This is a genomic window from Xylophilus rhododendri, assembly GCF_009906855.1.
GTDB lineage: Bacteria > Pseudomonadota > Gammaproteobacteria > Burkholderiales > Burkholderiaceae_C > Xylophilus > Xylophilus rhododendri.
Window position 1 is genome coordinate 5,118,653 of sequence record NZ_CP047650.1, and the last position, 20,311, is coordinate 5,138,963.

The window sequence follows — 20,311 nt, forward strand, 5'->3', positions numbered from 1 at the left end:
TCTTCCGGATATCTTCATGTTGCTTTATCAGATCGTCTCTTTCCTGCTGGATGCCCTCGTCTCCGTCGTGGGCGGCGCCTGCCTCGTGCGTTTCGTGATGCAGCGCCAGCGCGTGCCCTTCAGCAACCCGGTGGGCCGGCTGGTAATGGCGCTGTCGGACTGGATCGTGCTGAAGCTGCGCAAGGTGGTGCCCTCGGTCGGCGGCTGGGACACGTCCAGCCTGCTGGCCGCCTACCTGCTGGTGCTGGCCAAGCTGCTGCTGCTGTGGGGGCTGCTGGGGGCGCGCGCGGGCCTGGGGCTGCTGCCGGTGGTGGCGGTATTCGGCACGGTGCAGCTGGCGATCTCGATGTTCACGGCGCTGTTGGTGATCTTCGCCATCCTGAGCTGGGTGCAGCCGCAGTCGCCGGTGATGCCGGTGATCGACCGCATCTGCGCGCCACTGCTCAATCCGCTGCGCCGGGCGCTGCCGCAGGTGGGTGGTTTCGACTTCTCGCCGCTGGTGCTGCTGCTGATCCTGCAGGTGCTGGGCATGCTGCTGAATGCGCTGCAGGGCGAGGTGCTGGGCAGGCTCTGAGCCTCTGCCGGCTTGCCAAACAAAAAGGCGGCGCCTCGATGGAGGCGCCGCCTTTTTTTGTTTTCAGGCCGCAGCCTCAGTCCACTGCGTCTGCCGGCTGTCGTTGCAGCATCGCCAGGGAGCTGGCAATCGTCTTGCGCAGTTGGCGGCGGTCGCAAATCATGTCGACGGCGCCCTTGGTCTGCAGGAACTCCGCGCGCTGGAAGCCTTCGGGCAGGGTCACCCGCACGGTGGATTCGATCACCCGCGGGCCGGCGAAGCCGATCAGGGCACGCGGCTCGGCGATCACCAGGTCGCCGACGAAGGCGAAGCCGGCGGACACACCGCCCATGGTCGGGTCGGTCAGCACGCTGATGTAGGGCAGGCCCTTCTTGGCCAGGCGGGTGAGCGCCGCATTGGTCTTGGCCATCTGCATCAGGGACAACAGGCCTTCCTGCATACGCGCGCCGCCGGTGGCGGTGAAGCAGACGAAGGGCACCTTCTGCTCGATGGCGGTTTCCACGCCGCGCACGAAACGCTCGCCGACCACGCTGCCCATGGAGCCGGCCATGAAGTCGAATTCGAAGCAGGCCACGACCAGGTTGACGCTGTGCACCGCGCCGCCCATGACGATCAGGGCATCGGTCTCGCCGGTGTTCTCCAGGGCTTCCTTCAGGCGCTCGGGGTAGCGGCGGCTGTCCTTGAATTTCAGGGCGTCGACCGGCAGCACCTCCTGGCCGATCTCGTAGCGGCCTTCGGCGTCGAGGAAGGCATCGAGCCGGGCGCGCGCGCCGATGCGGTGGTGGTGGCCGCAGGTGGGGCAGACGTTCTGGTTGTGTTCCAGGTCGGTCTTGTAGAGCACCGTTTCGCAGCTCGGGCATTTGATCCACAGACCTTCGGGCACCTGGCGGCGCTCGGCGGGGTCGGTCTTGGCGATCTTCGCCGGCAGCAGTTTTTCGAGCCAACTCATGGCGGTCTCCGGTAGGGCCGAATGGCTTCGGCCAGGAAAGAGGGGACGGCGGCGCCCGGGGCGGGGCGCCGCGCAATCGGCCGATTTTACGTGTCGAGCGCCTGGCGGATGCCGGACAGGAATTCCCGCGCCGTGGAGACGACCTTTTCGCGCGGCTCTTCGGCGATCAACTGGATCAGCCGGCTGCCGATGACGACGGCGTCCGCCACCTGTCCGACGGCCTTGGCGGTGGCCGCGTCGCGGATGCCGAAACCCACGCCGACCGGGATGGCGACATGCTGGCGGATGCGCGGCAGCATGGCCTCGACGGCGCCGGTGTCGAGGTGGCCGGCACCGGTCACGCCCTTGAGCGAGACGTAGTAGACATAACCCGTGGCGAGCCTGGCGACCTGGGCCATGCGTTCGTCGGTGCTGGTGGGGGCGAGCAGGAAGATCAGGTCCATGTCCTGCGCGCGCAGCTGCTCGGCGAAGGCGGCGGCTTCCTCGGGCGGGTAGTCGACGATCAGCACGCCGTCGACACCGGCGGCGCCGGCATCGCGCACGAAGGCGCCGGCGCCGTGGCGGCCGTCGTAGCGCTCGACCGGGTTGGCATAGCCCATCAGCACGATGGGGGTCGCGTCGTCCTGCCGGCGGAAGGCGCGGACCATGTCCAGCACCTGCGGCATGCCGATGCCCAGCGACAGCGCGTGTTCACCCGCGGCCTGGATCACCGGGCCGTCGGCCATGGGGTCGGAGAAGGGCACGCCCAGCTCGATCACGTCGCAGCCGGCGGCCACCATGCCGTGCAGCAGCTCGGGCGTGATGTCGGCGAAGGGGAAGCCGGCGGTGACGTAGGGGATCAGCGCCTTGCGGTTTTCCGCCTTCAGGCGGGCGAAGGTGGCGGCGATACGGCTCATGACTGCACTCCCACGCCCTTGGCGCCCTGGGTTTCGGCGGCCAGCGCGCCCTTGACGACGTGGCCGCGCATGGACGGCCGGTCGTAGAAGTCCTCGCCCGACAGGTCGGCGACGGTGCCGATGTCCTTGTCGCCGCGGCCGGAGAGGTTGACCAGGATGGACTGGTCGGGCCGCATGGTGGCGGCCATCTTCAGTGCATGGGCCACGGCGTGGCTGGATTCCAGCGCGGGGATGATGCCCTCGGTGCGGCACAGGTGGTGGAAGGCCGAGAGCGCTTCCCGGTCGGTGATGCCGACGTACTCGGCGCGGCCGATGTCGGCCAGGAAGGAGTGCTCGGGGCCGACGCCGGGGTAGTCCAGGCCGGCGCTGATGCTGTGCGTCTCGATGACCTGGCCGTTGTCGTCCTGCAGCAGGTAGGTGCGGTTGCCGTGCAGCACGCCGGGGCTGCCGCGCAGGATGGAGGCGGAATGCTTGCCGCTGTCAAGGCCCTCGCCGGCGGCTTCCACGCCGATCAGGCGGGTCTTCTCGTGCGGGATGTAAGGGTAGAAGATGCCCATGGCGTTGCTGCCGCCGCCCACGCAGGCGACCACCGCGTCGGGCTGGCCGCCGTGCAGGAACTCGGGCATCTGCGTGAGGCATTCCTCGCCGATCACGCTCTGGAAGTCGCGCACCATCATCGGGTAGGGGTGCGGGCCGGCCACGGTGCCGATGATGTAGAAGGTGTTCTCGACGTTGGTGACCCAGTCGCGCATGGCTTCATTGAGCGCGTCCTTGAGCGTCTTGCTGCCGGAATCGACCGGCACCACGGTGGCGCCGAGCAGCTTCATGCGGTAGACGTTGGGGCTCTGGCGCTTGACGTCCTGGCTGCCCATGTAGATCACGCATTCCAGGCCGTAGCGGGCGCAGATGGTGGCGGTGGCCACGCCGTGCTGGCCGGCGCCGGTCTCGGCGATGATGCGCGGCTTGCCCATGCGCTTGGCGAGCATGGCCTGGCCGATCACGTTGTTGATCTTGTGGGCGCCGGTGTGGTTCAGGTCCTCGCGCTTCAGGTAGATCTGCGCGCCGCCGATCTCGCGGCTGGTGCGCGCGGCGTGGTAGACCGGCGAGGGGCGGCCGACGAAGTGGGCCAGCTCGTAGCGGAATTCCTCCAGGAACTCGGGGTCGTGCTGGTACTTGGCGTAGGCCTCGCGCAGTTCGAGGATGGCGTGGGTCAGCGTCTCGCTGGCGAAACTGCCGCCGTAGATGCCGAAATGCCCGGAGGCATCGGGTTGCTGGTAGGACTGCTGGGACATGGGAATACCTCGGTCTGCACCGAACGGCAGGCGGGTGCCCGGCGGTCGGTCAGGAAGACAGGGAAGAGATGGCGAAGCGGCGATCGGCTTCGCGTACGGCGGAAATGAACCGGGCGATCTTCTCGGCGTCCTTGATGCCCTTGGACAACTCGACGCCGGAGCTCACGTCGACCGCCAGGGACTTACCCCGCGATCGAAGCGCAGTGATGCCTTCGCCCACGTTTGCAGGCGTGAGTCCACCACTCAAGACGAGGTGAGCGTCGACGCTTGGAGGAAGAAGTGACCAATCGAATGTCTTTCCGCCGCCGCCATAACCCTCGACATGGGCATCGAGGAGCAGGCCACGGGCCTGGGCGAAATCGGCCGCGTATTTTAGGAGGTCGGGCATCACCGCGCCAACTCCGAAGGGAATTCGGGCCGCGCGCAGGTACGGAGTGCGGCCCTGGCGCGATGCGGCCAGGCAGTCGGCGGGCGTCTCGTCGCCATGGAACTGCAGGATGCCGCCGGGCACCTGGCGCAGCGCGGCATCGACCTCGTCAGGCTGGGCGTTGACGAAGAGCAGCACCGGCGTGACGAAGGGCGGCAGGCGGCTGGCCAGGGTGGCGGCGCGTTCGGCCGGGATGTAGCGCGGGCTCGGCGGATAGAGCACGAAGCCGACCGCGTCGGCGCCGGCGGCGACGGCGGTGTCCACGTCCTGTTCACGGGTCAGGCCGCAGATCTTGATGCGGGTGCGCTGCTGGGCGGGGGCGGTCGCGGTCATGGGATCCAGTCGAAGGCGGGTGTACGGGTGGGCAGGCCCCAGTGCGCATCGTAGACCGGGCCGAGGAAATACAGGCCGTCCGGCGAGAAGGTGGGCGCGGCGGCGTCGCGCGAGCGGGCGGCGATGACCTCGCGGATCCACCCGGGCTTGTGCGTGCCCTGGCCGACCGCCAGCAGGCAGCCCATGATGTTGCGGATCATGTGATGCAGGAAGGCGTTGCCTTCGAAGTCGAAGCGCCAGTAAGCGCTTTCGGCGCCGGCCTCGCGGCGGGTGACCTCGGCGCGCAGCAGGGTCTTCACCGGCGATTTGGCCTGGCAGGAGGATGCGCGAAAGGAACTGAAGTCGTGCTCGCCCAGCAGGTGTTGCGCAGCCTGGCGCATCGCCTCGCCGTTCAGCGGACGGAAGGCCCAGCCGACACGGCCGGCCTCGAGGGCGGGGCGCACCGGCGATTCGAGCAGCACATAGGCGTAACGGCGGCTGGTGGCGAGGAAACGCGCATGGAAGTCGTCGGAGACGGGCTGCGCCCACTGCACGGCGATGTCCGCCGGCAGGTAGCGGTTGGTGCCGCGCACCCAGGAAAACGGCGTGCGCTCGACGGCCGTGTCGAAGTGCACCACCTGCATCAGGCCATGCACGCCGGCATCGGTGCGGCCGGCGCAGACGGTCTGCACCGGCGCTGCGGCGAAAGTGGAGAGGGCGGCTTCGAGCTTGTCCTGCACCGCCAGGCCCGAAGCCTGGCTCTGCCAGCCCTGGTAGGCGCGGCCGTCATAGGCCACGCCGAGGGCTAGGCGCAAGGGCGGGCTCCCGCGCTCATGACAGGGCGGCGAGCATGCGCTCGGCCCGTGCGCGCACCGAGCCGCTGGCTTCGGAGATGACTTCCTCGATCAGGTGGCGGGCGCCGTCCACATCGCCGATGGCGTTGAACTCGTCGGCCAGGGCGAGTTTGGTGGCCAGGGCGTCGTCGGGGGCTACCTCGGGAAGGTCGTCGGCATCGGGCTCGGGTTCGGGCTGCGGTGCGGGGGGCGCCAGCGGAGCGGGAGCGGGAACCGGTTCGGGCTCAGGCGCAGCGGCCGGTTCGTCGTCCAGGTCGAGCGAGAAGTTGCTCAGGTCCAGCGCGGGCATCGGCTCCATGTCGGGCGGCGGCGCCGAGGCTTCGGTGCTGCTTTCGGTGTCGAAGTCGTCGAGGTTGAAGTCCAGGCTGAAGTCGGGTTCTTCTTCGGCGGGGAGGGAGCTCGGCGCCGGGGGCGGGCTGGCGGCGTCGGGCGTGAAGGCGCCGAAGTCGAGATCCAGCGAGGGGATGTCGGGCTCGGGTTCCGGTTGCGCGGCCGGTGGCGGCGGGGCGGGGTCGAAATCCAGGGTGATTTCTTCGGGTTCCACCTCGGGCTCAGGTTCGATTTCGATCTCGGGTTCCGGCTCGGGCTGCACTGCCGCCGCCGCCGAGAAGGCCGTGGCGCCTGCCAGAGCGGCCGCGCCAGCGGCCTTGAACAGCGGGTGCGTCGGGTCGAGTTCCTCGCCCAGCGCCTGGATGCGGTCCCAGTCGGCGCCGGTGCCGCCGGTCAGGCGGTGCGCCTCGCCGGCAATGCCCTGGAAGGCGGGCACGTCCTTGCGTTTGGCGTAGATCTCGGCGAGCTTGGCGTGCAGGGCGGTGCGCTCGGGATGGTTGCGCAGGGCTTCCTTGAGGATTTCCTCGGCCTGCTGGTCGCGGCCGTAGGCCAGGTAGACATCGGCTTCGGCGATCGGATCGACTTCTCCCCCGGCATCGAGCTGGCTGGGCGAGTACGAGGTGGCCAGGGTCGAGGGCCCGCTTTCGGCGGTATTGACCTGCTGGCCGCCGCCGGCGCCGAAGAAAGAATCCGGGTTCTTGTCGGCGAAGCCGCTGTCGTTGACGATGCCGCGGCGCTTGCGGATGACGCGGTAGGAGACCAGCGACACCACCAGGGCGACCAGCAGGCCGATCAGGCCCAGGACCTTGGGATCGCCCAGGGGGGTGTCGTCGAGGAAGGAAGCCGGGCTTTCGGCGGGCGCGGCCGGCTTGGCTGCAGCCGGTGCGGCGACCGGCGGTGCGGCTACGGCCGGGGCGGGAGCGGGCGTCGCAGCAGGTTCGGCCGCGGGCGGTGGCGTGACCGGCGCGGGTGCCGGCGGCGCCACGGGCGCGGCAGCCGGGGCCGTCGCGGCGGGCGGCGCGGCGGTCGCGGTGCTGCCGGCACCGGTGCCCAGGCGATTGAGCTCGTTGACGTTGCGCGACAGCTCGGCCAGTCGCTGTGCGCTGTCGCGCTCCTGGTTGGTGCGGGCGATGCGTTCGGCTTCGGCCGCGGCGGGGGTGTTGGGTGCCGTGCCTTTGGACAGGGTCAGCCGGTCGGGTGCGGTGGCCGCCGGGCGGCGCTCCTCGACCTGCGTCTGCACGCTGCCGCTGGCCTGGCGCTGCGGCGCGGCGTTGGCGACGGTTGGCGCGCCGGCGGCCAGGCGGCGGCGGAATTCGTTGAAGTCGCGGCTCTGCGCGATCACCATCTGCTGCGCCTGGGCGGCCGGCAGGCTGGCGGCATCGCTGGCGCTGGGCATGCTGAGCACCGAGCCGGCGCGCAGGCGGTTGACGTTGCCGTCGATGAAGGCGTCGGGGTTGGCCTGCACCATGGCGATCAGCATCTGGTCCAGCGAAACGCTGGGCGCCTTGTTGCTGGCGGCGATGCGGCCGGCGGTGTCGCCGGGGCGCACGGTGAGCTGGCCGGCCGGTGCGTTGTTCGCTGCTGCGGCTGGGACTGGAGCGGGGCGCGGCGCCGGGCGCGGAAGCGGTGCGGGCGCCGGGGCCGTCACGACCGGCGGTACGGGTGAACGCGCGAAATCGGCCGGCGCCGGGACGCTTTGCGGCGCGGCGGGCACCTGCGGCGGCAGCGGCGCGGGCGGGGCGGCGCGCTGGCCGACCGGCGGCGGGTCCAGCAGCACCGTGTAGTTGCGCGAGAGACGGCCGCCGATCCAGGAGGCGTCCAGCAGCACGTCGAGAAAGGGTTCATTGACCGGCCGGTTGCCGGTGATGCGCAGCACCGCCTGGCCGTTGGCCTGGCGTTCGATGCTGATCTGCGCGCCGACCAGGGCGGCGTTGTATTCCACACCCGCAGCGCGGAAGGCGGCCGGGGTTGCGGGCTGCACGGTCAGCGAGCCGGCTTCGGCTGGCGTCAGGTCGAACACCTGGACCTGGGCGCGCAGCGCTTCGCCGAGATTGGATTGCACCGTCATGCCGCCCAGCGTGAGGGCATGGGCTTCGAAAGAAACCAGGCCCGCGGCGAAGGCCAGGCAGGCCAGTGCCAGGGCAGTGCGCGCGGGCGCGCCCGGGAAGTCGGGCAAAGCTCCGTGCTGCGTCCGGGCCGGCAGCATGCCTTGGCGGGCAGTCCCAAGGGCGCGGTCGGCCGTGAAATTCTTGATTGTCATGGAGCTGGCGTTTCAGTCTGGCCCCCGGGCGGAGGGCGCAGGAACCATAGCATCAATTTCCAGCCAGTGACAAGGCGAGCGGCCCTCGCGATGGTGGCCGCTCGCTGCGGGGCGATGCTGCATCGCCCTTGCGTTGTCCGGTGACAACGTCAAGGGCCTGTCATGCAGCTCGCTCAGGCGGCCAGCAGGATGCGCAGCATGCGGCGCAGCGGCTCGGCTGCGCCCCACAGCAGCTGGTCGCCGATGACGAAGGCCGAGACGTATTCCGGGCCCATGTTGAGCTTGCGCACCCGGCCCACGCCCACCTCCAGCCCGCCGGTGATGGCGGCCGGCGTGAGTTCCTTGACGGTGATGGCGCGCTCGTTCGGCACCCACTTCACCCAGGGGTTGCCCGCCTTGATGATGGATTCGATCTCGGCCAGCGGCAGGTCCTTCTTGAGCTTGAGCGTCAGCGCCAGGCTGTGGCAGCGCATGGCGCCGATGCGCACGCACAGGCCGTCGACCGGGATCACGCTGGCGGTGTCGAGGATCTTGTTGACCTCGGCCTGGCCCTTCCATTCTTCCTTCGATTGGCCGTTGTCGAGCTGCGCGTCGATCCAGGGGATCAGGCCGCCGGCCAGCGGCGCGCCGAAGAATTCGGTGGGCACGTCCTCGCGGATGGTGGCGGCCACCTTGCGGTCGATGTCGAGGATGGCGGAGGAGGGCGTGCGCAGCTCCTCGGCCACGGCGTCGTGCACCACGCCCATGCCCTTGAGCAGTTCGCGCATGTGGTTGGCGCCGCCGCCCGAAGCCGCCTGGTAGGTCATCGAGCTGACCCATTCGACCAGGCCCTGCTTGAACAGCCCGCCCAGGCCCATCAGCAGGATGGAGTTGGTGCAGTTGCCGCCGATGTAGTTCTTCACGCCCTTGGCCAGGGCGCGCTGGATCACGTCGTCGTTGACCGGGTCGAGCACGATGACCGCGTCGTCCTTCATGCGCAGGGTGGAGGCGGCGTCGATCCAGTAGCCGTCCCAGCCGGCGGCGCGCAGCTTGGGGAAGACCTCGGTGGTGTAGTCGCCGCCCTGGGCGGTGATGACGATGTCGCACTTCTTCAGTGCCTCGATGTCGTGCGCGTCCTGCAGGGTGGTGTGCACCTTGGCCTGCGCCGGCGCCTTGCCGCCGGCGTTGGAGGTGGAGAAGAACACCGGCTCGATGACGTCGAAGTCACCCTCTGCCTGCATGCGATCGATCAGCACCGAGCCAACCATGCCGCGCCAGCCGACCAGACCTACCAACTTGCTCATTTTCGAAAGCCCTCAGTGAAGAAACAGTGCCGACCGGACTGGTTCCGCCTGGCTCGTCAGGGCCAGGGAGGGCGCACGACGAACCAGGCTGGATCAGCCCTTAATGGTCGTGGTTTTGGTGGAGATTGCGCGCGCGGCCACGCTTGCCGGGGCGGCAGAAGCGGTGTTCAGGGGGAACGGGCGGGCGGCAAACATGGTTTCGGATTGTAGCGGATACGGCGGCTTGTTTGGGTATTGCAGCGGCCGGCGCAGTCCGCGCGTATAGTCCTCGGCGCTTTTGCTCCTCATCCGCTCCAGGCTTTCCATGCCCGATTCCGCCGGCCGCCTTCCCGCCCTCCAGGACGACCTGGCCCATCTCCGCGATCTGCTCGACCACAACAGCGACTGGGTCTGGGAGGTCGACGCGCAGGGGCGCTACACCTACTGCTCGGCCATGGTCATGGCCCTGCTGGGCCGGCCGCCGCAGGAGGTGCTGGGCAAGACCCCCTTCGACTTCATGCCCCCGGCCGAGGCCGCGCGGGTGGGCCAGGCCTTCGGTGCCATCGTGGCGGCGGCCCGGCCCTTCTCCGGCCTGGTCAACCGCAACCAGCGGCCCGACGGCAGCATCGTGGTGCTGGAGACCAGCGGCATTCCGCTGTTCGATGCGCAGGGCCAGCTGCGCGGCTACCGCGGCATCGACCGCGACATCTCGGCCCTGGGCGAGCGGGTGCTGCAACTCGAAGCGGTGTACGACACGGCACCCGTCGCCCTGTGCACGGTCGACCGCCTGGGCGTGGTCGCCATGGCCAACCAGGCGATGGCGCAGCTGCTGGGCCGGCCGGCCGCCGAACTGCCCGGCCTGCGCCTGTCGGATGTGATGCCCGAGGCGGTGCACCAGCTCGGCGAGGATTTCGCCCTGGCCGACCTCGACGCCCTGCCGCAGCTGCCCAGCCACGAGTTCGAATGGAAGGGCCGCTGGTTCTATGCCACGCCGCATGTGCTGCGCGATGCGCTGGGGGCGGTGGCCGGCATGTCCATGGCCTGGATGGACATCACCGCCCGCAAGCAGGCCGAGCAGCAGCTGACCGAGGCCAACCTCCGGCTGGAGCAGTACGCGCGCCAGGACTACCTGACCGGTCTCTACAACCGCCGCTATCTCGACGAGCGCCTGGAACGCGAGATCGCCCGCGCGCGGCGCGAGGCCGGGATGCTCTCGGTCTGCATGGTGGATGTGGACCACTTCAAGGCCTACAACGACAGCCGCGGCCACCTGGCCGGCGACGCCTGCCTGCGCGCCGTGGCCCACACGCTGGCCCAGCATGTGACGCGGCCGGGCGACCTGGTCAGCCGCTACGGCGGCGAGGAATTCGTGGTGGTGCTCGCAGACACCGACGAGCAGGGCGCGCAGCGGGTGGCCGAACGGGTGCGCTCGGCGGTCGAGGCGCTGGCGCTGCCGCATCCGGATGCGCCTTCGGGCAGGGTCACGGTCAGCGTGGGCGTGGTGAGCTGCTGGCCCGGCAACGATGCGCCGGATGTGGATTCGCTGCTGCGCGCCGCCGACCAGGCGCTCTACGAGGCCAAGCGCGGCGGCCGCAACCGCGTGGCCGCCGGCCGCTGCGGTACAGCCTGAAGGGCGATCAGCCCAGCGCCGCCACCACGGCGTCGCCCATCTGCACCGTGCCGACCTTGGTCGTGCCTTCGGACCAGATGTCCGGCGTGCGCAGGCCCTGCGCCAGCACCTTCTGCACCGCCGCCTCGATGCGGTCGGCCGCATCGGCCTTCTGCAGCGAGAAGCGCAGCATCATCGCGGCGCTCAGGATGGTGGCCAGCGGGTTGGCCACGCCCTTGCCGGCGATGTCCGGAGCGCTGCCGTGGCTGGGCTCGTACAGGCCCTGACCGCGGTCGTTGAGCGAGGCCGAGGGCAGCATGCCGATGGAGCCGGTCAGCATGGCGGCGGCGTCCGACAGGATGTCGCCGAACATATTGCCGGTGACCACCACGTCGAACTTCTTGGGTTCCTTCACCAGCTGCATCGCGGCGTTGTCCACGTACATGTGGTCGAGCTTGACGTCCGGGTACTGCTGGCCGACCTCGGTGACCACGTCCTTCCACAGCTGGAAGGTCTCCAGCACATTGGCCTTGTCCACGCTGGTGACACGGCCGCCGCGCTTCTGCGCCGCCTTGAAGGCGACATGGGCGATGCGTTCGATCTCCGGGCGGCTGTAGCGCATGGTGTCGAAGGCTTCCTCGGCGCCGGGGAAGTGGCCGTCGGGCGAGACACGGCGGCCGCGCGGCTGGCCGAAGTAGATGTCGCCGGTCAGCTCGCGGATGATGAGGATGTCCAGGCCCGACACCAGCTCGGGCTTGAGGCTGGAGGCGCCGACCAGCTGCTCGTAGCAGATGGCCGGGCGGAAGTTGGCGAACAGGCCCAGGTGCTTGCGCAGGCCGAGGATGGCCTGCTCGGGGCGCAGCGGGCGGTCCAGCGTGTCGTACTTCCAGTCGCCGACGGCGCCGAAGAGGATGGCGTCAGAGGCCTTGGCCAGGTTCAGCGTGGCTTCGGGCAGCGGATGGCCGCTGGCCTCGTAGGCGGCGCCGCCGACCGGGGCGGTGTCCATGGCGATGTCGAGCTTCAGGGCTTCGAGCACCTTGACGGCCTCGGCGATGATTTCGGGGCCGATGCCGTCGCCGGGCAGGATTGCGATCTTCTGGGTCATGTTCTTTGGGGACAGGATTGGAGGGGTGTCCGGCTCAAGCGCCGACCATGGTGTGGGCCAGCCAGGGCTTGGTGGCCAGGCGTTGGGCTTCGAAGGCCTGGATCTTGTCCTTGTGGCGCAAGGTCAGGCCGATGTCGTCGAAGCCGTTGAGCAGGCAGTAGCGGCGGAAGGGCGCCACGTCGAAGGGGATCTCCTCGCCCTGCGGCTTGACGATGACCTGGCGGTCCAGGTCCACCGTCAGCTGGTAGCCGGGGAAGGCGTTGACCTCGTCGAACAGGCCTGCGATGGTCGCCTCCGGCAGCACGATCGGCAGCAGGCCGTTCTTGAAGCTGTTGTTGAAGAAGATGTCGGCGAAGCTCGGCGCCAGGATGGCGCGGAAGCCGAACTGGTCCAGCGCCCAGGGCGCATGCTCGCGGCTGGAGCCGCAGCCGAAGTTCTTGCGCGCCAGCAGCACCGAGGCGCCGGCGTAGCGCGGCTGGTTCAGCACGAAGTCGGGATTGGGCTTGCGCGAGGCCGGGTCCTGGCCGGGCTCGCCGTGGTCCAGGTAGCGCCATTCGTCGAACAGGTTGACGCCGAAGCCGGTCTTGCGGATCGACTTCAGGAACTGCTTGGGGATGATCGCGTCGGTGTCGACGTTCTCGCGGTCCATCGGGGCCACCAGGCCCTTGTGCACGGTGAATTTCTGCATGGTCGTTGCTCCCGGGCCGTATCAGGCGAACTGGCGGATGTCGATGAAGTGGCCGTGCACCGCGGCGGCGGCGGCCATGGCGGGGCTGACCAGGTGGGTGCGGCCACCCGCGCCCTGCCGGCCTTCGAAGTTGCGGTTGCTGGTGGAGGCGCAGCGCTCGCCCGGCTCCAGCCGGTCGGCGTTCATCGCCAGGCACATGGAGCAGCCGGGCTCGCGCCATTCGAAGCCGGCGGCGCGGAAGATCACGTCCAGCCCCTCGCGCTCGGCCTGTTCCTTCACCAGGCCGGAGCCCGGCACCACCATCGCCAGCTTGACGTTGCGCGCCACCTTCTGGCCGAGCTTCTTGACCACGGCGGCGGCCTCGCGCATGTCCTCGATACGGCTGTTGGTGCAGGAACCGATGAAGACCTTGTCGATCAGGATGTCGTTGATCGGCTTGCCCGGCTCCAGGCCCATGTACTTCAGCGCGCGTTCGATGGCGTCGCGCTTGTTGGCGTCCTTTTCCTTGTCGGGGTCGGGCACGCGGGCGTCGATGCCCAGCACCATCTCGGGCGAGGTGCCCCAGGTGACCTGCGGCACGATCTGGCTGGCGTCGATCTCGACCACGCGGTCGAACTGGGCGTCGGCATCGGAATGCAGGGTGTTCCAGTAGGCGACGGCCTGATCCCATTCCACGCCGGTGGGCGAGAGCGGCCGGCCCTTGACGTAGTCGATGGTCTTCTGGTCGACCGCCACCAGGCCGGCGCGGGCGCCGCCCTCGATGGCCATGTTGCAGACCGTCATGCGGCCTTCGATGCTGAGTGAGCGGATGGCCGAGCCGGCGAACTCGATGGTGTAGCCGGTGCCGCCAGCAGTCCCGATGCGGCCGATGATGGCCAGCACGATGTCCTTGGCGGTGCAGCCGCGCGGCAGGTTGCCTTCGACCTTGATCAGCAGGTTCTTGGCCTTCTTGGCCAGCAGGGTCTGGGTGGCCATCACGTGCTCGACCTCGCTGGTGCCGATGCCGTGCGCCAGCGCGCCGAAGGCGCCGTGGGTGGAGGTGTGGCTGTCGCCGCAGACCACGGTCATGCCGGGCAGGGTGGCCCCGCTTTCCGGGCCGATCACGTGCACGATGCCCTGGCGCTTGTGCATGAAGGGGAAGAAGGCGGCGGCGCCCAGGTCCTGCATGTTGTCGTTCAGCGTGGTGATCTGTTCCTTGCTGATCGGGTCGGTGATGCCGTCGTAGCCCATCTCCCAGCCGGTGGTAGGCGTGTTGTGGTCGGCGGTGGCGACGATGGAGCTGACGCGCCAGACCTTGCGGCCGGTCTGGCGCAGGCCCTCGAAGGCCTGCGGGCTGGTGACTTCGTGCACCAAGTGGCGGTCGATGTAGAGCACGGCGGTGCCGTCTTCTTCGGTGTGGACGACGTGTTCGTCCCAGATCTTGTCGTAGAGGGTGCGTCCCATGGCGATCTTTCTGTCTTCGTGGTGGTGTGTCATGCGGCCGCGGCGAGGGCTGCGGCCGGCGTGGTGAGGTGTTCGACCAGCATGCGGGTGGCCGGCGGCAGGGCGGAGAAGTCGCGGGCGACCAGGCGCAGCTCGCGCCGCGCCCATTCGTCCTGCAGGGCCACGGCCTTGACGGCGCCCACGCCGCCCATCAGGGCGAAGGCGCGGTCGGGCAGCACGCCGATGCCCAGGCCGTTGTCGATCATGCGGACCATGGCGTCCAGCCCGGTCACCTGGATGCGCTGGCGCAGGCTGCGGCCGGCGCGGGCGGCGGCGCGCTGCATCGCCAGACTGACGCTGCTGCCGGCATGCAGGCCGACGATGTCGTAGTCGAGCGCCGCGTCGAAATGGCATTGGGCGAGGCTGGCCAGGCGGTGGCGCTGCGGCACGACCAGCACCAGGCGGTCTTCGCGGTAGGGCAGGCTCTGCAGCGGGCCGTCGCCGGTGTCGGCCACCGTGAAGTGGCACACACCCACGTCGGCCGCGCCCTCGCGCACCGCGCGGATCACGGCGGTGCTCAGGTGTTCTTCGAGGTCGATCTTGACCTGGCCCTGCTGCGCGACGAAGGCGCCCAGGTCTTCCGGCAGGAACTGCACGATGGCCGAAATGTTGGCGTGGATGCGGATGTGGCCGCGCACGCCGTCGGCGTATTCGCTGAGTTCGCCCTGCATCTTCTCCAGGCCAAAGAGCACCGAGCGCGCGTGGTGCAGCAGGTTCTCGCCGGCCGGCGTGAGGGTCACGCCGCGGCTGTGGCGATAGAGCAGGGGGGTGTTCACCGCGGCTTCGAGTTCGGCCAGCCGCTTGCTGACGGCCGAGGCGGCGATGAACTCCCGCTCCGCCGCCCGTCCGATGCTGCCGAGTTCGCACACGGCCACGAAGAGCTGGAGGGAGGTGAGGTCGATTCGGCGGGTGAAGCTGCGCTCGGGATTTTTCATCGTGACATCGCCTTATGCGATGAAGAACGAATTTTCCCTGATATTTCGGCGCGAGGCATCTCCATTGGCGATGACTGCGCTCGTGGCGGGGCGATGGCGGGCGCAAAAAAAGGGGCGGTAGAAACCGCCCCTTGTTGTCAGCTGAAGAAGTTCTTCAGCTTGTCCGTCCAGCTCTCGCCCGAGGGCGAATGCTTGGCGCCGCCCTTGCGCAGCGAGTCGTCCAACTCGCGCAGCAGCTTGCGCTGGTGCTCGGTCAGCTTCACCGGCGTCTCCACCACGATGTGGCAGTAGAGGTCGCCCGGATAGCTGGCGCGCACGCCCTTCACACCCTTGCCGCGCAGCCGGAACTGCTTGCCGGCCTGGGTGCCTTCGGGAATGTCGATCGCGGCCTTGCCGGCCAGGGTGGGCACCTCGATCTCGCCGCCGAGCGCGGCGGTGATGAAGCTCACCGGCACCTGGCAGTGCAGGTCATCGCCGTCGCGTTCGAAGATGTCGTGCTTCTTGACCCGGATCTCGATATAGAGATCGCCGGCCGGCCCGCCGTTGGTGCCCGGCTCGCCGTTGCCGACGCTGCGGATGCGCATGCCGTCGTCGATGCCGGCGGGGATCTTCACTTCCAGCGTCTTCTGCTTCTTGACCTGGCCCTTGCCATGACAGTTGGTGCAGGGCTCGGGCACGACCCGGCCGCTGCCGTGGCAGGTGGGGCAGGTCTGCTGCACGCTGAAGAAGCCCTGGCGCATCTGCACGCTGCCCTGGCCGTTGCAGGTGTGGCAGGTCTTGGCGCTGGTGCCCGGGCGGGCGCCCGAGCCGTGGCAGACCTCGCAGGCCTCCCAGCTGGGGATGCGAATCTGAGCTTCCTTGCCGCGCGCGGCCTCTTCCAGCGTGATTTCCATCGCGTAGCTGAGGTCGCCGCCGCGGTAGACCTGCCGGCCGCCACGGCCGGCGGCGGCGCCGCCGCGGCCCTGGCCGAACATGTCGCCGAAGATGTCGCCGAAGGCTTCCGCGAAGCCGCCGAAGCCTTCCGCGCCCGCGCCGCCGGGGCCGCGCATGTTCGGGTCCACACCGGCATGGCCGTACTGGTCGTAGGCAGCACGCTTCTGGGCGTCCGAGAGCATCTCGTACGCCTCCTTGCATTCCTTGAACTTGTCTTCGGCGCCCTTGCCCGCATCGCCCTGGTTGCGGTCGGGGTGGTACTTCATCGCCAGCTTGCGATAAGCCTTCTTGATGTCCTCTTCCGAGGCGTTCTTGGCAACACCCAGGACTTCGTAGTAATCGCGTTTGGTCGCCATCAGCGTTCCATCGTTTCGTTTCTGGGCCCGAGAACGTCATAAAGCCGACCGGCCCGAAGAATCCTCGGACCGGTCGGCTCAAGCCGTTCGGAAGCGATCAGCCCTTCTTGACTTCCTTGACTTCGGCATCGACGACATCGTCGTCGGCCGGAGCGCTGTTCGAAGAGGCGGAGGCCTGCGGCTGTTCCGGAGCGCCCTGGGCGCCGGCGGCGGCCTGCTCGGAGGCGTAGATCTTCTCGCCGAGCTTCTGGCTGGCGGCCATCAGTGCGTTGCTCTTCTCGTCGATGGCGGCCTTGTCCTCGCCCTTCAGGACTTCTTCCAGGTCCTTCAGCGCGGCTTCGATCTTTTCCTTGTCGCCGGCATCCAGCTTGTCGCCGTGCTCGCCCAGCGACTTGCGCACGCTGTGCACCGCGCCTTCGGCCTGGTTGCGGGCCTGCACCAGTTCGACCTTCTTCTTGTCGTCCTCGGCGTTGAGCTCGGCGTCCTTCACCATCTTCTGGATCTCTTCCTCGGACAGGCCGGAGTTCGCCTTGATGGTGATCTTGTTTTCCTTGCCGGTGCCCTTGTCCTTGGCGCCCACGTGCAGGATGCCGTTGGCGTCGATGTCGAAGGAGACTTCGATCTGCGGCAGGCCGCGCGGTGCGGGGGCGATGCCTTCGAGGTTGAACTCGCCCAGCGACTTGTTGGCCGAGGCCAGCTCGCGTTCGCCCTGGTAGACCTTGATGGTCACGGCCGGCTGGTTGTCGTCGGCGGTGGAGAAAGTCTGCGCGAACTTGGTCGGGATGGTCGTGTTCTTGGTGATCATCTTGGTCATGACACCACCCAGGGTCTCGATGCCCAGGGACAGCGGGGTCACGTCCAGCAGCAGCACGTCCTTGCGGTCGCCCGACAGCACCTGGCCCTGGATGGCGGCGCCGACGGCCACGGCTTCATCGGGGTTCACGTCCTTGCGGGGTTCCTTGCCGAAGAACTCCTTGACCTTCTCCTGCACCTTGGGCATGCGGGTCATGCCGCCGACCAGGATCACGTCGTGGATGTCGCCGACGGCGACGCCCGCGTCCTTGATGGCCATGCGGCAAGGCGCGATGGTGCGTTCGATCAGCTCGTCGACCAGGCTTTCCAGCTTGGCGCGGGTCAGCTTCACGCTCAGGTGCTTGGGGCCGGAGGCGTCCGCCGTGATGTAGGGCAGGTTGATGTCGGTGGCGGCCGAGGACGACAGCTCGATCTTGGCCTTCTCGGCGGCTTCCTTCAGGCGCTGCAGGGCCAGCACGTCCTTGCCCAGGTCCACGCCCTGGTCCTTCTTGAACTCGCCGATGATGAAATCGATGATGCGCTGGTCGAAGTCTTCGCCGCCCAGGAAGGTGTCGCCGTTGGTGGACAGCACTTCGAACTGCTTCTCGCCGTCGACGTCGGCGATCTCGATGATGGAGACGTCGAAGGTGCCGCCGCCCAGGTCATACACGGCGATCTTGCGGTCGCCCTTTTCGTTCTTGTCGAGGCCGAAGGCCAGCGCGGCGGCGGTCGGCTCGTTGATGATGCGCTTCACATCGAGGCCGGCGATGCGGCCGGCATCCTTGGTGGCCTGGCGCTGGGCGTCGTTGAAGTAGGCGGGCACGGTGATGACGGCCTCGGTCACGGCCTCGCCGAGATAGTCCTCGGCGGTCTTCTTCATCTTGCGCAGGATCTCGGCGCTGACCTGCTGCGGCGCGAGCTTGTTGTCGCGCACCTGCACCCAGGCGTCGCCGTTGTCGGCGGCAGCGATCTTGTAGGGCATCAGGTCGATGTCCTTCTGCACTTCCTTCTCGGTGAACTTGCGTCCGATCAGCCGCTTGATCGCGTAGAGCGTGTTGCGCGGGTTGGTCACGGCCTGGCGCTTGGCCGAGGCACCGACGAGGATCTCGCCGTCTTCCTGGTAGGCGATGATGGAAGGCGTGGTGCGAGCGCCTTCGGCGTTCTCGATCACCTTGGTGGTGTTGCCTTCCATGATGGCGACGCACGAATTGGTCGTGCCCAGGTCGATACCGATGATCTTGCCCATGTGAATTTCTCCTGAATCTAAAAAATCTGCTTGTCGTCGAGTTGTGGATAACTTTGCGCGATTCAAGAGGCGGAACTCTCAGAAAAGCGGCCGTCCCTCGACGGCATCCGTGCCTGTGGCCTGGCGGGGCTTATTTGGGTGCGGCGACCGTGACCAGCGCCGGGCGCAGCACGCGGTCGGCAATGGAGTAGCCCTTTTGCAGCACGGTGACCACGGTGTTGGCTTCCTGATCGGCGGGCACCATGCTGATGGCCTGGTGCTGGTGCGGATCGAACTTGGTGCCGGCGGCCGGCGCGATGGTCAGCACCTTGTTGCGCTCCAGCGCGGCGGTCAGCTGGCGCAGCGTGGCTTCGACGCCTTCGCGGAGCTGTTCCGGCGTGGCTTCCTTGACCGCCAGGGCGGCGTCGAGGCTGTCGACCACCGGCAGCATGCTGTCGGCGAAGCTCTCGATGCCGAACTTGCGGGCCTTGGAGATCTCGTCCTCGGCGCGGCGGCGGGCGTTCTCGGCCTCGGCCTTGGCGCGCAGGTACTGGTCGGCGAGTTCCGCGCTCTTGGCCTGCAGGGCGGCCAGTTCGTTCTGCGCGGTGGCCAGTGCATCGGCCGCGTGGGCGTGCAGGCCGGCTTCTAGCTCTTCGGGGCTCTGGGCCTCGGACGGGGCGGGGTTGGGGTTTTGTTCGCTCATCTTTTTCTGGAAAGGGCGGAATTGGAATGTCACGCGCGCTCACTTTGGGATGGTGGGCAGGCTTTCAAGAGGAAATCTGAAAAAGTTCCCTCGAAAGACCGCGGGCATGGAAGATGTATGTGACGCTGCGATTTCGTGGCTATAATCGTGGGCTTTGCCTTGTCGTACTGCTTTTTAGACGCGGCAGACGACTGTCACCCGGGCTGCTTTCAGGCTGCAGCCCTATCCACAAGGAGAGTCTATGCGTCATTACGAAATCGTCCTCTTGATCCACCCGGACCAGAGCGAACAAGTCCCGGCCATGCTGGAACGCTACAAGGGCATGATCACCGCTGGCGGTGGCAAGGTCCATCGCGTGGAAGACTGGGGCCGCCGTCAACTGGCCTACCTGATCAACAAGCTGGCCAAGGCGCACTACCTGTGCATCAACATCGAAGCCGACCAGGCCGTGATGGCTGAACTGGAACACGCTTTCAAGTTCAACGATGCCGTGCTGCGCCACCTGACCGTGCTGCGCAAGAAGGCCGACACCGCGCCTTCCTCGATGATGAAGACCGTCGAGCGCGAAGAAGCCCGCAAGGCCCAGCAAGCCGAATTCGCCGCCTCCGGCGAACGCGGCGAGCGTGGTGACCGCGGCGATCGTCCGGAGCGCGCAGAGCGCCCGGAACGCACCGAGCGTTAAGCCACTTTCGCGAGACTCGACGACATCGCAGCTTTTGAGGAGTCAGTGGACAACCACCTTGTGATTTCAGCCTGCATTTCCGAAGCCAAGCCATTGCGCTACACGCCCGCCGGGCTGCCCGCACTGGACATGCGCCTCGAACACACATCACGTACGACCGAATCCGGTCAGCAGCGCGAAGTGAGGTTGGATATCAAGGCCGTTGCCATCGGTGCCATCGCGGAGCGACTGGCCGGTCAGGAGATCGGCAGCCCCTGGCGGTTCACCGGTTTCCTGGCTTCTCCCCGCAGCGCGCGAACCGTCGTGTTCCACGTTCAGGATTTTCAACAGATTTAATTTCAGGAGTCCAACATGCCCGGACCGAAACGTTTCAACAAGGACAAGCGTCCTAAGCGCAACACCCAGTCGCTGCTGTTCCGCCGCAAGCGCTTCTGCCGCTTCACCGTCGCTGGCGTCGAAGAAATCGACTACAAGGACGTCGACACCCTGCGCGACTTCATCGGCGAGAACGGCAAGATCGTGCCCGCACGCCTGACCGGCACCCGCGCCATCTACCAGCGTCAGCTCAACACCGCCATCAAGCGTGCCCGCTTCCTGGCCCTGGTCCCGTACAGCGACCAGCACAAGATCTAAGGAGTCCCTGTC

At 67.9% G+C, this 20,311-nt stretch carries 20 protein-coding genes; 5 read left to right on the forward strand and 15 right to left on the reverse strand.

The window, feature by feature from the left end; all coding sequences use genetic code 11:
- The first annotated feature begins 19 nt into the window (after positions 1 to 19).
- Complete coding sequence (locus GT347_RS23680) at positions 20 to 574, forward strand: YggT family protein (protein WP_160555496.1); 555 nt, start codon at positions 20 to 22, stop codon at positions 572 to 574.
- Positions 575 to 650: 76 nt separating this feature from the next.
- Here GT347_RS23680 and accD read toward each other — a convergent pair whose 3' ends face one another.
- From accD to GT347_RS23720, 8 genes are all read right to left on the reverse strand, one after another.
- Positions 651 to 1,523: an acetyl-CoA carboxylase, carboxyltransferase subunit beta gene (gene accD / locus GT347_RS23685; RefSeq protein ID WP_160554528.1), complete on the reverse strand. Its 873-nt coding sequence runs from the start codon at positions 1,521 to 1,523 to the stop codon at positions 651 to 653.
- Between the two features lie 86 nt (positions 1,524 to 1,609).
- On the reverse strand, positions 1,610 to 2,419 hold the full coding sequence (trpA, locus tag GT347_RS23690) for a tryptophan synthase subunit alpha (protein WP_160554529.1): 810 nt from the start codon (positions 2,417 to 2,419) through the stop codon (positions 1,610 to 1,612).
- Entirely contained in the window at positions 2,416 to 3,711 is a 1,296-nt protein-coding gene (gene trpB, locus GT347_RS23695) for a tryptophan synthase subunit beta (protein WP_160554530.1), read from the reverse strand. Before trpB ends, trpA begins: the two co-directional genes overlap by 4 nt.
- 49 nt (positions 3,712 to 3,760) lie before the next feature.
- Entirely contained in the window at positions 3,761 to 4,471 is a 711-nt protein-coding gene (locus tag GT347_RS23700) for a phosphoribosylanthranilate isomerase (protein WP_160554531.1), read from the reverse strand.
- Positions 4,468 to 5,265, reverse strand: coding sequence for a tRNA pseudouridine(38-40) synthase TruA (gene truA, locus GT347_RS23705; protein ID WP_160554532.1), 798 nt, complete (start codon positions 5,263 to 5,265; stop codon positions 4,468 to 4,470). The genes GT347_RS23700 and truA overlap by 4 nt, the downstream gene beginning before the upstream one ends.
- Before the next feature lie 16 nt (positions 5,266 to 5,281).
- On the reverse strand, positions 5,282 to 7,894 hold the full coding sequence (locus GT347_RS23710) for a FimV/HubP family polar landmark protein (RefSeq protein WP_229722454.1): 2,613 nt from the start codon (positions 7,892 to 7,894) through the stop codon (positions 5,282 to 5,284).
- 173 nt (positions 7,895 to 8,067) lie between these two features.
- Positions 8,068 to 9,177, reverse strand: coding sequence for an aspartate-semialdehyde dehydrogenase (gene asd / locus GT347_RS23715; RefSeq protein ID WP_160554533.1), 1,110 nt, complete (start codon positions 9,175 to 9,177; stop codon positions 8,068 to 8,070).
- Between the two features lie 93 nt (positions 9,178 to 9,270).
- On the reverse strand, positions 9,271 to 9,483 hold the full coding sequence (locus GT347_RS23720; RefSeq protein WP_160554534.1) for a hypothetical protein: 213 nt from the start codon (positions 9,481 to 9,483) through the stop codon (positions 9,271 to 9,273).
- Here GT347_RS23720 and GT347_RS23725 point away from each other — a divergent pair.
- On the forward strand, positions 9,482 to 10,786 hold the full coding sequence (locus GT347_RS23725; RefSeq protein WP_160554535.1) for a sensor domain-containing diguanylate cyclase: 1,305 nt from the start codon (positions 9,482 to 9,484) through the stop codon (positions 10,784 to 10,786). The two genes, GT347_RS23720 and GT347_RS23725, sit on opposite strands and share 2 nt — an antisense overlap.
- 7 nt (positions 10,787 to 10,793) lie before the next feature.
- Here GT347_RS23725 and leuB read toward each other — a convergent pair whose 3' ends face one another.
- From leuB to grpE, 7 genes are all read right to left on the reverse strand, one after another.
- On the reverse strand, positions 10,794 to 11,870 hold the full coding sequence (gene leuB / locus GT347_RS23730) for a 3-isopropylmalate dehydrogenase (RefSeq protein WP_160554536.1): 1,077 nt from the start codon (positions 11,868 to 11,870) through the stop codon (positions 10,794 to 10,796).
- A gap of 34 nt (positions 11,871 to 11,904) precedes the next feature.
- Positions 11,905 to 12,558, reverse strand: coding sequence for a 3-isopropylmalate dehydratase small subunit (leuD, locus tag GT347_RS23735; protein WP_160554537.1), 654 nt, complete (start codon positions 12,556 to 12,558; stop codon positions 11,905 to 11,907).
- Positions 12,559 to 12,579: 21 nt separating this feature from the next.
- Positions 12,580 to 14,001 carry a 3-isopropylmalate dehydratase large subunit gene (gene leuC, locus GT347_RS23740; RefSeq protein ID WP_160554538.1) on the reverse strand — a complete coding sequence of 474 codons (1,422 nt, stop codon included), beginning with the start codon at positions 13,999 to 14,001 and terminating at the stop codon, positions 12,580 to 12,582.
- Positions 14,002 to 14,030: 29 nt separating this feature from the next.
- Positions 14,031 to 14,975, reverse strand: a complete 945-nt coding sequence (locus GT347_RS23745) for a LysR family transcriptional regulator (RefSeq protein WP_160554539.1) — start codon at positions 14,973 to 14,975, stop codon at positions 14,031 to 14,033.
- Positions 14,976 to 15,112: 137 nt separating this feature from the next.
- The gene (gene dnaJ, locus GT347_RS23750; RefSeq protein ID WP_160554540.1) at positions 15,113 to 16,264 is read right to left on the reverse strand and encodes a molecular chaperone DnaJ; all 1,152 of its coding nucleotides are present in this window, start codon (positions 16,262 to 16,264) and stop codon (positions 15,113 to 15,115) included.
- Positions 16,265 to 16,361: 97 nt separating this feature from the next.
- Entirely contained in the window at positions 16,362 to 18,302 is a 1,941-nt protein-coding gene (gene dnaK / locus GT347_RS23755) for a molecular chaperone DnaK (protein ID WP_160554541.1), read from the reverse strand.
- 130 nt (positions 18,303 to 18,432) lie between these two features.
- Complete coding sequence (gene grpE / locus GT347_RS23760) at positions 18,433 to 18,984, reverse strand: nucleotide exchange factor GrpE (protein ID WP_160554542.1); 552 nt, start codon at positions 18,982 to 18,984, stop codon at positions 18,433 to 18,435.
- A gap of 241 nt (positions 18,985 to 19,225) precedes the next feature.
- On the opposite strand from grpE, the gene rpsF reads away from it, so the two are divergent.
- Genes rpsF through rpsR form a run of 3 tightly spaced genes read left to right on the forward strand, consistent with a single transcriptional unit; the run spans position 19,226 to position 20,299 of the window.
- On the forward strand, positions 19,226 to 19,666 hold the full coding sequence (rpsF, locus tag GT347_RS23765; RefSeq protein ID WP_160554543.1) for a 30S ribosomal protein S6: 441 nt from the start codon (positions 19,226 to 19,228) through the stop codon (positions 19,664 to 19,666).
- A 45-nt stretch (positions 19,667 to 19,711) separates the two neighbouring features.
- Positions 19,712 to 20,002 carry a primosomal replication protein N gene (gene priB / locus GT347_RS23770; RefSeq protein WP_160554544.1) on the forward strand — a complete coding sequence of 97 codons (291 nt, stop codon included), beginning with the start codon at positions 19,712 to 19,714 and terminating at the stop codon, positions 20,000 to 20,002.
- 15 nt (positions 20,003 to 20,017) lie between these two features.
- On the forward strand, positions 20,018 to 20,299 hold the full coding sequence (gene rpsR, locus GT347_RS23775) for a 30S ribosomal protein S18 (protein ID WP_160554545.1): 282 nt from the start codon (positions 20,018 to 20,020) through the stop codon (positions 20,297 to 20,299).
- The last annotated feature ends 12 nt before the right edge of the window (positions 20,300 to 20,311 follow it).

Coding starts and splice junctions, on each gene's coding strand:
- accD (WP_160554528.1), bottom strand. CDS start 1,523: ATGAGTTGGCTCGAAAAACTGCTGCCGGCGAAGATCGCCAAGACCGAC.
- trpA (WP_160554529.1), bottom strand. CDS start 2,419: ATGAGCCGTATCGCCGCCACCTTCGCCCGCCTGAAGGCGGAAAACCGC.
- trpB (WP_160554530.1), bottom strand. CDS start 3,711: ATGTCCCAGCAGTCCTACCAGCAACCCGATGCCTCCGGGCATTTCGGC.
- GT347_RS23700 (WP_160554531.1), bottom strand. CDS start 4,471: ATGACCGCGACCGCCCCCGCCCAGCAGCGCACCCGCATCAAGATCTGC.
- GT347_RS23710 (WP_229722454.1), bottom strand. CDS start 7,894: ATGACAATCAAGAATTTCACGGCCGACCGCGCCCTTGGGACTGCCCGC.
- asd (WP_160554533.1), bottom strand. CDS start 9,177: ATGAGCAAGTTGGTAGGTCTGGTCGGCTGGCGCGGCATGGTTGGCTCG.
- GT347_RS23725 (WP_160554535.1), top strand. CDS start 9,482: ATGCCCGATTCCGCCGGCCGCCTTCCCGCCCTCCAGGACGACCTGGCC.
- GT347_RS23720 (WP_160554534.1), bottom strand. CDS start 9,483: ATGGAAAGCCTGGAGCGGATGAGGAGCAAAAGCGCCGAGGACTATACG.
- leuB (WP_160554536.1), bottom strand. CDS start 11,870: ATGACCCAGAAGATCGCAATCCTGCCCGGCGACGGCATCGGCCCCGAA.
- leuD (WP_160554537.1), bottom strand. CDS start 12,558: ATGCAGAAATTCACCGTGCACAAGGGCCTGGTGGCCCCGATGGACCGC.
- leuC (WP_160554538.1), bottom strand. CDS start 14,001: ATGGGACGCACCCTCTACGACAAGATCTGGGACGAACACGTCGTCCAC.
- GT347_RS23745 (WP_160554539.1), bottom strand. CDS start 14,975: ATGAAAAATCCCGAGCGCAGCTTCACCCGCCGAATCGACCTCACCTCC.
- dnaJ (WP_160554540.1), bottom strand. CDS start 16,264: ATGGCGACCAAACGCGATTACTACGAAGTCCTGGGTGTTGCCAAGAAC.
- dnaK (WP_160554541.1), bottom strand. CDS start 18,302: ATGGGCAAGATCATCGGTATCGACCTGGGCACGACCAATTCGTGCGTC.
- grpE (WP_160554542.1), bottom strand. CDS start 18,984: ATGAGCGAACAAAACCCCAACCCCGCCCCGTCCGAGGCCCAGAGCCCC.
- rpsF (WP_160554543.1), top strand. CDS start 19,226: ATGCGTCATTACGAAATCGTCCTCTTGATCCACCCGGACCAGAGCGAA.
- rpsR (WP_160554545.1), top strand. CDS start 20,018: ATGCCCGGACCGAAACGTTTCAACAAGGACAAGCGTCCTAAGCGCAAC.